This window comes from Enterococcus sp. DIV0755b, assembly GCF_051713765.1.
Taxonomy (GTDB): domain Bacteria; phylum Bacillota; class Bacilli; order Lactobacillales; family Enterococcaceae; genus Enterococcus_C; species Enterococcus_C canintestini.
On sequence record NZ_JBIOQN010000001.1, the window covers coordinates 388,751 to 400,898 of the forward strand.

The window sequence follows — 12,148 nt, forward strand, 5'->3', positions numbered from 1 at the left end:
AAAAACAAGCAAGCAGCGATTAAGAATGGTTGTCATGACGAGGATAGTTAGCTATTTGAACAGGTGTTAACTCATTTTGAAAAGTTAACACCTTATTTGGAGGTGAAAACTTGGTACAACAGAACTTAGATTATCGTTTACTAAAAGAGCGGCGCAATCAATATGGTGTTTCTCAAAATAAATTAGCTACTGCTTGTGGATTGAGTCGCGCCTATTTGAATCAAATCGAAAATGGTGGTGTAACTGCATCTACAAAAACTATGAGAAAAATTTTTGACCAACTGGAAAGTTTCAATCCCGATTTGCCTTTGACGTTACTGTTTGATTATGTAAGGATTCGTTTTCCGACAACGGATGTTCAAAAAATTGTGCAAGAGATTTTGCATTTGAAATTTGACTATATGCTTCATGAAGACTATGCCTTCTATTCTTACCAAGAACAATACATCATGGGTGATATTGTGGTGATGCTTTCTCATGAGGAAGAGAAAGGAGTCCTTTTGGAACTAAAAGGGCGAGGGTGTCGGCAATTTGAAACTTTTCTACTCGCTCAAAAACGTAGTTGGTATGATTTTTTCGATGATTGTCTAAAAGCTGGAGGTGTCATGAAACGGTTGGATTTGGCAATCAATGATCGGGTTGGATTATTGAATATTCCTGAGTTGACGAAAAAATGTCAGAATGAAGAGTGCATTTCTCTTTTTCGCACCTTTAAGAGTTACCGCTCGGGTGAACTTTTGAAAGCGGATGAAAAGGATGGAATGGGAAATACTTTGTATATCGGAAGCCTTAAGAGTGAGGTTTATTTTTGTTTATACGAAAAAGACTATGAACAATATATCAAATTGGGAATTCCGTTAGACAAGAGCGAAACGAAGAATCGCTTTGAAATTCGATTGAAAAATGACCGTGCCTACCATGCAATACAAGACTTGTTAAAAGGTCGAAGTATTGAGGGTACCACATTTTCCATTATCAACCGTTACTTACGGTTCACGGATAAAGTTGAAGGGAAACGGCGAACAAACTGGCCACTAAATGAACGATGGGGTCGCTTTATCGGGCGAAATCGCAAGGAAATTCAACTGACTTCTGACCCCAAACCTTATACTATCGAGCGAACACTGAGCTGGCTAGGTCGACAGGTAGCACCTACGTGGAAGATGGCTAAGGAGTTAGATCGGTTAAATCAGACGACTTATATTCTTGATATGGTACAGAATGCTCAGCTATCGGATCGGCATAAAAAGATTTTGGAACAACAAAGTATGGCAATAGAAAACTTGATTATATGAAAAGAGGAAGCAGTATGCTTGGTATTACCGTGATGTGCTTAATTCATACAAGTGCGGCTGCAGATCGAGTAATGGAAAGTCTAGTGGTAATAAGTCAAGATAATTTTTCAAAAGATTTTTAAAGGTAGTTAATTTTTGAAGCGCACTGAACTAAACCCGACCAAAATTAAAAATTTTTTCGGGTACTTCCAAGGATTAGCGTCAATAACATACTGTTATTTATCTATCACGCTCCTTGGTGGCATATAGAGTTGATGGTTACGTAGTAGCGTATCCACCAGACGCGTAAATTTTCTTGCGGTTAGTACGATGGCTCGTTTGTGTTTATGCTTGGGTGTTTCAGCGTATTTTTTCTTATAATACGCATGGTACTCAGGCTCGTATCTCCTTACGGAGTTGGTGGCTTCAACTAGATAATAACGGAGATAACGATTGCCTCGTTTGGCCATAGGAGTATTTTCATACTCAGAGTTACCTGATTGGTTCTGTCGCCAATATAAACCGGCATATTTAGCCAATTTGCTTTCATCTGAAAAGCGATTGATAGGGCCAATTTCAGCGAGTATACCCGCAGCATAAACAGGACCGATTCCTGGAATACTGGTTAAACATTGATATTCAGGTAGCACAACGACTAAATCGTCAATGGCTTTGTCTAAGTCTTTAATTAACTTTTCAAGACTACGAATTTCTTTGGCTAGAACACCCAAAACAATATCTACAGAGTCCTGATGGACTTTTCCTAACCGGTAGGAACTACGTATGGCTTTAGAAATTGCCTTTGCAATTCCTTCGGGATTTTTAAAACGATACTTCCCTAGTTTTTGAATTAGGTTCGCAAACTCTTCTAATGACAGTTCGGCAAGTTGGTCCATTGTGTAATCTTCCGTCATTAGAGTTACTAATGTGGCACTTAAAACGGATCCACCTTCTGCTTTTAGTTCTTTAGAAAGCGTGTTGCATTTATAATAAATGTTTTCGATAAAGTGTTGCTTTGTACGAACCAGCTGTTTAATTAGCTGATAACGCGTTCTAGTTAAGTGTTGGAGGGCAAGGTATTCTTCCTCTTTAATGATGGAGTTGACTTGCCTTTGGATGCGAAAATAGTCAGCGATATAAAAAGCATCAATTTGATCGTTTTTGTTTTCTTCAAAAATATCACGATACTTTTTAATTTTATTTGGTTGTTCAACTGAAACCATAAGGTTCAATTGATTTAACTCAAGATCTTCTTTAAAAAACATAGCTGGATGAAAGCTATATAAAGATGTGGCCTCCATTCCAATCACTAAGCTCTCTATCTCAAATTTTTGAGAAAATTCGAGAATGTATTCTTTGATCTGGCTTGCGCCAAGTTGACTATTTCCATAAGATGCTTCTTTTAAAACAGAGCAAGTTGAATCGTCTGTCATAAAGCAAGCATCTAATTTTTCAGAACTAACGTCTAAACCGACAAATAGTTTCATGTGGAAGGACCTCCTTTCATTGATTATTCGGAAATTGCTTGGGTACTGTGGGATATCCCAGAATCACGTTGTCTAACGACAGCCTCGCATAATAGAGTTTCATTCATTAAACCTCTAAGCCACCCAATCTCTACTAGGATTGGTAGAGGTCAATGGACTCAGCTAGTGTGTTGGAGGTTATACCAACGGTTCGGGTCACAGACTTTCTGTCGCAGTAAAACTGCAGAAGGTGATAGCGTCTTCCCGTAAGTCCTTTCCAAGACTTATTATTCAGGAATATCCTACAGTATCCAAGTAGTAATCGTTATTTTATTTAAACATATTAGGAATAGCCCCTAAGGGCGATTGAAGGAATGAAAGTTTCTTCAAAATATATATTACGAGGAAAGTGATAAAATGAATTTCGGACAAAATTTATATCAATGGTTTTTAACCAATGCCCAATCTTTAGTCTTATTGGCAATTGTGGTCATTGGTTTATTTTTAGGCTTCAAACGTGAGTTTTCCAAGCTGATTGGTTTTTTGGTGATTGCGCTGATTGCGGTAGGACTGGTCTTCAACGCTTCTGGTGTGAAAGATGTCTTACTCAACTTGTTTAATCGGATTGTCGGTGCGTAAGGGGGACCATTATGGAGCAGATGCGTGTATATATTGCGAACCTTGGAAAATATAACGAAGGTGAATTGGTGGGGGCTTGGTTTAGCCCACCTGTCGATTTTGACGAAGTGAAAGAACGGATTGGTTTAAATGACGAATACGAAGAGTATGCGATCCATGATTATGAGTTGCCTTTTGAGATTGATGAATATACACCAATTGAGGAAATCAATCGGTTGTGTGGTTTAGCAGAGGAACTAGAAGGAACACCGATTGGTGAAGTTGCTTTGGAAATCCAACATGCTTTCTTCAACTCTTTTGAGGAAATGGTGGAGCATGTGGATGATATTATCTGTTATCCCGATTGTAACGATATGAGTGATGTGGCGTATTATTTGATTGAAGAAACAGGTGCTTTGGGAGAGGTGCCTACACACTTGAAAAACTATATTGACTATGAAGCATATGGACGTGACTTGGAACTAGAAGGAAATTATCTTGTGACAAATAGAGGAACATTTGAATTCATAGGATAAACATTTTCATGATATAGGTTTAGGGATATAATTATTGATAAATATATAATGCTGGAGGTTATGATTATTATGAATTTTGACTTTGACCTTAAATCATTTATAGACATATTTGTCCCTGTACTAACTTCATTTGCAGTATGTTTTATCACACTTTTTTTTACAAATAAACAACATAAAAAAGCGATGAAACAGCAAGAGAGACAACATGAGGAATCACTTGATTTATCAAAGCAACAATATGCTGATGAAAAACAAAGAAATGAAGAGCAGGACCGTCTAAGTTATTACCCTTATTTAAAACTTATACCCAAAATATCTGAACACCGTTTTGCTGGTAAAATGGTAAAGTCTGACGAAAATGATGTTTTTAAATTACCATTTGAGCTTATTAATGAAGGTCTGGGAATGGCTTTTTCAATTGACTTTGTGTATTTAGAAGAAACTATCAACACAAACGACCATGAAGTAAATCTATTATCATTACTTTCGGCTCAAAAACATATTGATGATAGTCTGGATGCGTTAGGAGTTTCAGCGCCTATTGATACAGATATTCTAAGAGTAGGGAAAAAAACAGAATTTGAATTATATTGGATAAAATATAATAACGAAGTAATGAGTATCCCTAAAGATTCAGTGAGTAAATGGGAAATAAAAATACGGTTTAGTGATTTTCAAGATAGAATATATCAACAAAGATATACTTTTATTACTTCAGCTGGATACCAAGAAATCCACAGATTATGGTCTGATAAACCTCAGTTGATAGATTGAAAGTTGGAATACACTTTTAAAAAGAAAATTAATATTCATGCAGAGTCGTCTTTATCAGGCGCTTTTTTAGGAAGTGAAACTAATGAAAAAAATAAAAAGCTACACCAGTATCTGGGCAGTTGAAAAAGTCATTTACGCAATCAATGATTTTCAGCTGCCTTTTCCTGTGACCTTTAACCAAATGGCTTGGTTTGTCTTATCCCTGCTGTTTGTCATTGTGTTTGCTCATGTGCCTCCACTATCTATGATAGAGGGGGCTTTTTTAAAATATTTAGGAATACCAGTGGCAGTTACTTGGTTTATGTCACAAAAGACATTTGATGGCAAGAAACCATTAGGATTTTTACGATCCTTTATTAGTTACCATTTGCGATTTAAGGTTACTTTTGCAGGAAAGAAAGTCAAAAAACAGAAAAAACGATGGGATGAATCAATCACCCTAGTGAGGAGTGTGAGCTATGTACCCGATTAAATATATCGAAAATAATCTTGTCTATAATCAAAACGGCGAATGTTTTGCATACTATGAACTAGTTCCGTACAATTATTCTTTTTTATCTCCTGAACAGAAATATCAAGTTCATGATAACTTTCGTCAACTGATTGCGCAAAATCGTGAGGGGAAGATCCATGCTTTACAGATTGCAACAGAAAGTAGTATTCGTGCCACGCAGGAACGATCAAAAAAGGAAATTACTGGTCGCTTGAAAGAAGTCGCAGAACAGAGAATCGACTTACAGACGGATGCTTTAGTATCTATGATTGGCGATAGTCAAATTGACTATCGTTTTTTTATTGGCTTCAAACTAATCGTGACAGATGAAGAAGTAAACCTGAAAAGTCTCAAGAACTCTTTCTTTTCCGGACTTCAAGAGTTTGTTTATGGGGTCAATCATCATTTGATGGGTGATTTTGTTTCTTTATCCAATGAAGAAATTCGACGGTATACTAAGCTTGAAAAATTGATGGAAAGTAAATTGGCTCGTAGATTCAAAGTAAGACGAGTAACACCTAGTGATCTGACTTATTTGATTGAACATATTTATGGAGAAAAGGGAACACCGTTTGAAGAATATGAATTTCAACTACCTAAGAAAAAGCTAAAATCTGAAACATTGATAAAACGATATGACCTACTTCGTCCAAGTCGATGTTTGATTGAAGAGAAGCCACGGTATTTACGAATGGAGCACGAGAATCATGAATCTTATGTGGCCTATCTAACGATTAATACGATTGTCGGTGAGATGGAGTTTCCTTCCTCGGAACTTTTCTATTATCAGCAACAACAATTCACTTTCCCAATCGACACGAGTATGAATGTAGAAATCGTGACGAATAAAAAGGCACTGGCGACAGTTCGCAATAAGAAAAAAGAACTGAAAGACTTAGACAACCATGCGTACCAGTCCGACAATGAAACCAATTCCAATGTCTTGGATGCGTTGGACTCCGTGGATGAACTAGAAACAGCGTTGGATCAATCCAAAGAATCCATGTACAAATTAAGCTATGTTGTTCGAGTGAGTGCAGAATCATTGGATGAATTAAAACGTCGGTGTGATGAGGTTTTAGATTTTTATGATGATACCAATGTAAAATTGGTTCGTCCCTTTGGCGATATGATGGGACTTCATGAAGAGTTTTTGCCAGCTAGCAAGCGATACATGAATGACTATATCCAATATGTTACTTCTGATTTTCTTGCTGGGCTTGGCTTTGGGGCAACCCAAATGTTAGGAGAATTGGAGGGAATTTATTTTGGCTACAATGTGGATACTGGACGCAATGTTTATCTTAAACCGGCATTGGCTTCACAAGGGGTCAAAGGTTCCGTCACCAATGCACTGGCCGCCGCTTTTCTTGGTTCACTTGGTGGTGGGAAATCCTTTAGTAATAATCTTTTAGTTTACTATGCTGTCCTGTTTGGCGGTCAGGCGGTGATTGTTGATCCCAAAGGAGAGCGTGGTAGCTGGAAAGAAACCTTACCAGAAATTGCGAGTGAAATTAATATCCTCAACCTAACCAGTAAACCAGAAAATCAAGGGTTACTTGATCCCTATGTGATCATGAAGAAAAAGAAGGATTCTGAAAGTCTAGCAATTGATATTCTGACTTTTCTAACTGGAATTTCTAGTCGGGATGGAGAGAAATTTCCCGTTTTACGAAAAGCTATTCGAACCGTTACCCAAAGCAATCAACGTGGGTTGTTACAAGTCATTACCGAGCTTCGAAATGATGGGACACCAGTTGCGGAAAATATTGCTGATCATATTGAATCGTTTACCGATTATGATTTTGCGCATTTACTTTTTTCAGATGGTTCAATTACACAATCGATTAGTTTAGAGAAACAATTGAATATCATTCAGGTGGCAGATTTGGTTTTGCCGGATGCGGAGACTACATTTGAAGAGTACACTACGATGGAATTGCTTAGTGTTTCCATGTTGATTGTTATCTCCACATTTGCCTTGGATTTTATTCATAGCAATCGAGAAATTTTCAAAATCGTGGATTTGGATGAAGCCTGGAGCTTCCTTCAAGTCGCACAAGGAAAAACTCTTTCGAATAAACTAGTTCGTGCTGGCCGTGCTATGAATGCCGGCGTTTACTTTGTCACTCAAAATAGTGATGATTTATTAGATGAACGTCTGAAAAACAACATTGGGCTGAAATTTGCCTTTCGAAGCACAGATATTCATGAAATCAAGAAGACACTCGAATTCTTTGGTCTTGATCAAGAGGATGAAAGCAATCAAAAGCGTCTGCGAGATTTGGAAAATGGGCAATGTTTGATGCAGGACTTGTATGGTCGCGTTGGTGTGGTACAAGTGCATCCAGTCTTTGAAGAACTCTTCCATGCTTTTGATACACGCCCGCCTGTTCAAAAGAGAATGGAGTGAGGAGATGAAAAAGAAACTTTTACGGATTGTGGGAATAATTGCAATTAGTCTCTGCACCATTTTACTTCTTTTGAGTCTGATTGGAACAGTAGCGGAAGCAACTGGATTAGTTGATGATACCGTTAAATCTGGCAATCTCTATTCTCAATATTCACTTGATAACTATCAATTGGATTTCTTTGTAGATAGTTCGTGGGGCTGGCTGCCTTGGAACTGGGGCGATGGGTTAGGAAAGAGTGTGATGTACGGTCTCTACGCCATTACAAATTTCATTTGGACCGTTAGTTTGTATTTATCAAATGCGATCGGGTATGTGGTACAAGAAGCGTACAAATTAGATTTTATTTCGGATACGGCAGAAAGTATTGGGAAAAATATCCAAACGCTAGCCGGTATTACTGAAAATGGATTACAGGTCTCGGGTTTCTATTTTGGATTTCTATTATTAATGATTTTAGCTCTAGGAGTCTATGTGGCGTATATCGGACTATTAAAGCGAGAAGCTACCAAAGCAGTCCGGGCTGTCATTAACTTTGTAACGATCTTCCTTCTCTCTGGTTCCTTTATCGCGTATGCGCCTACCTATATCACAAAAATCAATAACTTTAGTTCGGATGTTAGTGAAGCGGCTCTTAGTCTCGGAACAGAGCTCGTTGTGCCGAATTCGGAAAGCAAAGGAAAAGACAGTGTGGATTTGATTCGTGATAGTTTGTTTTCTATTCAAGTCCGACAACCTTGGCTCTTGTTGCAATTTGATGATTCCAACATAGAAGAAATTGGTGAAGACCGGGTCAATAAAATTTTATCTGTGAGTCCAGATGAAAATAAGGGAAAGGATCGAGAAGAAGCGGTAAAAGCTGAAATTGAAGACAATGACAACGCGAATCTAAGTATTACAAAGACCATGAACCGACTAGGGACCGTGGTCTTTTTGGTGTTGTTTAATATTGGTATCTCATTCTTTGTCTTCTTACTGACGGGGATTATGTTGTTCTCCCAAATTCTCTTTATCATTTTCGCCATGTTTCTGCCAATTAGTTTTCTGTTATCCATGTTGCCTACTTATGAGAGTTTGGGAAAGAAGGCGATTATTCGTTTATTCAATACGATTATGATGCGAGCGGGAGTTACCTTGGTGATTACAACTGCTTTTAGTATCTCCACGATGTTTTACAATATTTCGGCGACCTATCCCTTCTTTATGGTAGCTTTTCTACAAATTGTGACCTTTGCCGGTATCTATTTCAAATTGGGTGACATTATGAGTATGTTCAACCTCCAAAGTAATGACAGTCAGTCAATGGGCAGACGGGTGATGCGAAGACCGCAAATGTTAATGAATCGTAAATTACGGCAACTCAATCGAAATGTGGGTCGAACTCTGGCCTTTGGTGGAGGTGCAGTAGTTGGAAATAAGTTGTCAAAGGATCAACAAAAGTCCAGATTGCATTCTTCTGGTTTTTCTCCACGAAAGAATCCATCGCTACCTAACAATAACGAGGCTTCACCTGACTCGAATAAGGAAAATCCAATCTCAAAAAATAAGAAACAGTCTCGAATGAATTTAGCTGGGAGAAAAATCGGCAAAGTTTTGGATACCCAAGCTTTGGTGAAAGATAAGACCAAACAAGTAAAGGATCAAGTGCGAAGCACACCGACCAACTTGAAATACAACCTCCATAAAGGAATCGAAAAAACAAAAAAAGCACCAGAAGAATTCAAACGCGGACTGGTCCAAGAAAAAGCGGATCGAGGAGAGTTGCGAGAAAAACAACGACAACGTATAGATGAAAAAATGGCTGAAAAGCGCAAAGTATTGAACGAAATAGGGAATCGTCATGGAAAAAGAAGGTCTAATGTTTCGATAAAAAAAGAAGACCAACCTCAGAAAGATAAGATACCGAAAAATGAACTTCCAAAACGGATTGTGAGAGTAAATTCGAATCCTAAAATCAAACGAAAACTAGCTAGTCAGGAAAGTGTTTCAAAAAGAATAAGTCAACCATCAAGTAAGAAAAATTCTTTCCAACAAGTGAAACAGCGGTCTACTCTGTCCAAGCGAACTAATCAAAAAGTACAAAGAAGAATGGCCCCTCGTCCAAAATCAAGATCAGGTGAGAAAAAATGAACTTGAAGAAATTGGGTGTTATTTCGTTAACTTTTCTGACAATCTCTTTTATGGGCATCTTGATATGTGTGGGCTTGTTGTTTGGTGAAGACAGTGAAGGAAGTATTAGTTCAGGTGCTTCTCTTGGGGGAAGTAATGTCTCAGAAGAAGTTTTGAAACATCGTGCAATGGTAGAAAAATATGCCAAGGAATCAAGCATCTCAGAATATGTCCCGATTCTTTTAGCGATTATTCAAGTGGAATCTGGTGGCACAATGGAAGATGTCATGCAGAGTTCTGAATCGGCAGGCTTACCACCAAATTCGTTAAGTACCGAGGCATCCATCAAACAAGGATGTCTCTATTTTGCGTCTTTGGTTAAGCGTTCCAAAGAACTGGGATGCGATCAGGATAGTATTATTCAAGCTTATAACTATGGTGGCGGGTATCTAGATTATGTCGCGAAAAACGGGAAGAAGCATAGTTTTGTTTTAGCCGAATCTTTTTCAAAGGAAAAATCGGGCGGTCAAAAAGTCGATTACCCTAATCCCATCGCGATTAAGGAAAATGGTGGATGGCGCTATAACTATGGCAATATGTTTTATTGCTTATTGGTGAAGCAATACCTAACTACAACACAGTTTGATGATAAAACAGTCCAAGAAATTTTTGACGAGGCCTTTAAGTATGAAGGAACGGCCTATGTATTTGGTGGCTCAAGTCCAGAAACGGGTTTTGATTGTAGTGGTTTGACCCAATGGTGTTATGCCAAAGTTGGTTTGAAACTCCCTCGGGTCGCTCAGGATCAGTATGATGCTATGACTCATATTGATTTAAAAGATGCCAAACCGGGTGATTTAATTTTCTTTCATTCAACCTATGATGCCGGTACTTATGTGACTCATGTGGGCATTTATGCAGGAGAGAATCGCATGTTTCATGCAGGAGATCCAGTAGGCTGGACGAATCTAACGGAAAGCTATTGGCAGCAGCATCTTATCGGTGCTGGCAGATACAAATAAGAGAAAAGAGGAAAAATAATGAAGATAAAAATTGAACGGAATCAAAAGGAAAAGAGCCCAAAAAAGAAAAAAGAACGAGTTGTATCCGTGGGTAAGCATCGAAAAATGGTGCTTGCCCTTTGGCTTTTATTGTCTTGTAGTCTTGCTTTTGGCGTTTATAAAAATTTCACCGCCATTGATCAACATATAACTCATGAAAAAGTGGTTATAAAAGAGAAGGTAGTGAATACTTCTGGCGTTGAAAGTTTTACAGAGGATTTTGCGAAAGAATATTTTTCATGGAAAAATAACAAAGAAGCAATTGAAAAGAGAATGAGTAATCTCGAACAGTACCTTACAGAAAACGGTCTCGCTTTAAGCCAAGATATGGTTCGAGCAGATATTCCCACGAGTTCCGAAGTTCAATCTGTAAAAATTCTAGATGTTGAAAAACACTCGGAAGAATTTGTCGTTTCATTTTTAGTGGAGCAACAGATTACAGAGGGAAAAAAGACACAATCAATTTCTTCTGCATATCGAGTGACAATCTTTGAAGATGAAAACAGGAATCATATAGTAACGAGTTTGCCAACAATGATTGGAAAGCCAGACAAGGCAAAATATGAAGCAAGACAAGTAGAAAACGATTCAGAAATTGATGCCAAAACAACGGAAGAAATCACCGATTTTTTAGAAACATTTTTTAAACTTTATCCATCAGCTTCTGAAAAAGAATTGGAGTATTATGTTGAAAATGATGCGATGCGACCAATCAATATTGACTTAAAGTTTTCGGAGTTAGAGAATCCACTTTATCTACAAAACGGAAAAAATTTTCTAGTGAGTACAAAGATAAAATACCTTGATAATGTATCAAAAACCACTAGCTACTTTCAGTACAAATTAGTATTACAAAAAAATGGAAACTGGAAAATCATTGATGTTAAATAATAATGACTCAATCTAAATTTATTAGAAGTTATAAGTAGTTTAACTTATTTCAGGCAGAAGTCGCCCATCCTCTATAGGTGGGTGATGAATGCCATTCGGTAACTCGAAAACCGACAATTAAGACATAGTGCCTTTTTATTTTAATCCATGTCATAATCAGTCTATATAGGAAATGGTTGATATACCATGGAATTAGATACAAATAATCATTCAGTTTTTCTTCTTTGTTACCCCCTTGTTTTAGTAGTGAAACATTGTAAACATGTCATTGATGATGTAATGTCAGCTTATGCAAAAACTGCCTTTGAAAGAATTTCAGAATCACATCACATTACCTTAGATGAGTGAAATCGTGATAAAGAATACTTTCATATTATGCTCAAAGCACAACCTAAAACCGAATTAACAAAATTCAGCAATGCCTAAGCTCACGTCTGATAAAACGAGACTTTCTAAGGGTCAAAAATTTCCTTTGAATACGATTATTGCTTAGATAAAAGTAAAAACCTTAGAAC

Annotated in this window: 10 protein-coding genes and 2 pseudogenes; 11 read left to right on the forward strand and 1 reads right to left on the reverse strand. The window is 37.6% G+C overall.

Annotated features, from left to right (window positions below):
- The first annotated feature begins 110 nt into the window (after positions 1-110).
- Together mobT and IGI65_RS02040 are read left to right on the forward strand one after the other, a co-directional pair.
- Positions 111-1,295: a MobT family relaxase gene (mobT, locus tag IGI65_RS02035; RefSeq protein WP_438773085.1), complete on the forward strand. Its 1,185-nt coding sequence runs from the start codon at positions 111-113 to the stop codon at positions 1,293-1,295.
- Positions 1,292-1,372, forward strand: a pseudogene (locus IGI65_RS02040) (DUF3789 domain-containing protein); the annotation flags it as partial. The gene mobT and the pseudogene IGI65_RS02040, both read left to right, overlap by 4 nt.
- Before the next feature lie 138 nt (positions 1,373-1,510).
- Here IGI65_RS02040 and IGI65_RS02045 read toward each other — a convergent pair.
- The gene (locus IGI65_RS02045) at positions 1,511-2,761 is read right to left on the reverse strand and encodes an IS110 family transposase (RefSeq protein ID WP_002346915.1); all 1,251 of its coding nucleotides are present in this window, start codon (positions 2,759-2,761) and stop codon (positions 1,511-1,513) included.
- Positions 2,762-3,157: 396 nt separating this feature from the next.
- Between IGI65_RS02045 and IGI65_RS02050 the strand changes: the two genes are divergently transcribed.
- The 9 genes and pseudogenes from IGI65_RS02050 to IGI65_RS02090 all read left to right on the forward strand — a co-directional run.
- The gene (locus IGI65_RS02050; protein ID WP_002298822.1) at positions 3,158-3,379 is read left to right on the forward strand and encodes a hypothetical protein; all 222 of its coding nucleotides are present in this window, start codon (positions 3,158-3,160) and stop codon (positions 3,377-3,379) included.
- A gap of 11 nt (positions 3,380-3,390) precedes the next feature.
- On the forward strand, positions 3,391-3,894 hold the full coding sequence (locus IGI65_RS02055) for an antirestriction protein ArdA (RefSeq protein ID WP_002360699.1): 504 nt from the start codon (positions 3,391-3,393) through the stop codon (positions 3,892-3,894).
- A 60-nt stretch (positions 3,895-3,954) separates the two neighbouring features.
- A complete protein-coding gene (locus tag IGI65_RS02060; RefSeq protein WP_438773086.1) occupies positions 3,955-4,668 on the forward strand; it encodes a hypothetical protein in 714 nt (237 codons plus the stop codon).
- Positions 4,669-4,750: 82 nt separating this feature from the next.
- Positions 4,751-5,140 carry a conjugal transfer protein gene (locus IGI65_RS02065; protein WP_002360695.1) on the forward strand — a complete coding sequence of 130 codons (390 nt, stop codon included), beginning with the start codon at positions 4,751-4,753 and terminating at the stop codon, positions 5,138-5,140.
- On the forward strand, positions 5,127-7,574 hold the full coding sequence (locus IGI65_RS02070; RefSeq protein WP_438773087.1) for an ATP-binding protein: 2,448 nt from the start codon (positions 5,127-5,129) through the stop codon (positions 7,572-7,574). Before IGI65_RS02065 ends, IGI65_RS02070 begins: the two co-directional genes overlap by 14 nt.
- A gap of 4 nt (positions 7,575-7,578) precedes the next feature.
- Positions 7,579-9,702 (forward strand): CD3337/EF1877 family mobilome membrane protein, encoded by a 2,124-nt coding sequence (locus tag IGI65_RS02075; protein ID WP_438773088.1) that lies wholly within the window; start codon positions 7,579-7,581, stop codon positions 9,700-9,702.
- Entirely contained in the window at positions 9,699-10,703 is a 1,005-nt protein-coding gene (locus IGI65_RS02080; protein ID WP_438773089.1) for a bifunctional lytic transglycosylase/C40 family peptidase, read from the forward strand. The genes IGI65_RS02075 and IGI65_RS02080 overlap by 4 nt, the downstream gene beginning before the upstream one ends.
- An 18-nt stretch (positions 10,704-10,721) precedes the next feature.
- A complete protein-coding gene (locus tag IGI65_RS02085; protein WP_438773090.1) occupies positions 10,722-11,633 on the forward strand; it encodes a conjugal transfer protein in 912 nt (303 codons plus the stop codon).
- Between the two features lie 186 nt (positions 11,634-11,819).
- Positions 11,820-12,106, forward strand: a pseudogene (locus IGI65_RS02090) (transposase); the annotation flags it as partial.
- Positions 12,107-12,148: the final 42 nt, after the last annotated feature.

Coding starts and splice junctions, on each gene's coding strand:
- IGI65_RS02080 (WP_438773089.1), top strand. CDS start 9,699: ATGAACTTGAAGAAATTGGGTGTTATTTCGTTAACTTTTCTGACAATC.
- IGI65_RS02055 (WP_002360699.1), top strand. CDS start 3,391: ATGGAGCAGATGCGTGTATATATTGCGAACCTTGGAAAATATAACGAA.
- IGI65_RS02075 (WP_438773088.1), top strand. CDS start 7,579: ATGAAAAAGAAACTTTTACGGATTGTGGGAATAATTGCAATTAGTCTC.
- IGI65_RS02070 (WP_438773087.1), top strand. CDS start 5,127: ATGTACCCGATTAAATATATCGAAAATAATCTTGTCTATAATCAAAAC.
- IGI65_RS02060 (WP_438773086.1), top strand. CDS start 3,955: ATGATTATTATGAATTTTGACTTTGACCTTAAATCATTTATAGACATA.
- IGI65_RS02045 (WP_002346915.1), bottom strand. CDS start 2,761: ATGAAACTATTTGTCGGTTTAGACGTTAGTTCTGAAAAATTAGATGCT.
- IGI65_RS02050 (WP_002298822.1), top strand. CDS start 3,158: ATGAATTTCGGACAAAATTTATATCAATGGTTTTTAACCAATGCCCAA.
- IGI65_RS02065 (WP_002360695.1), top strand. CDS start 4,751: ATGAAAAAAATAAAAAGCTACACCAGTATCTGGGCAGTTGAAAAAGTC.
- IGI65_RS02085 (WP_438773090.1), top strand. CDS start 10,722: ATGAAGATAAAAATTGAACGGAATCAAAAGGAAAAGAGCCCAAAAAAG.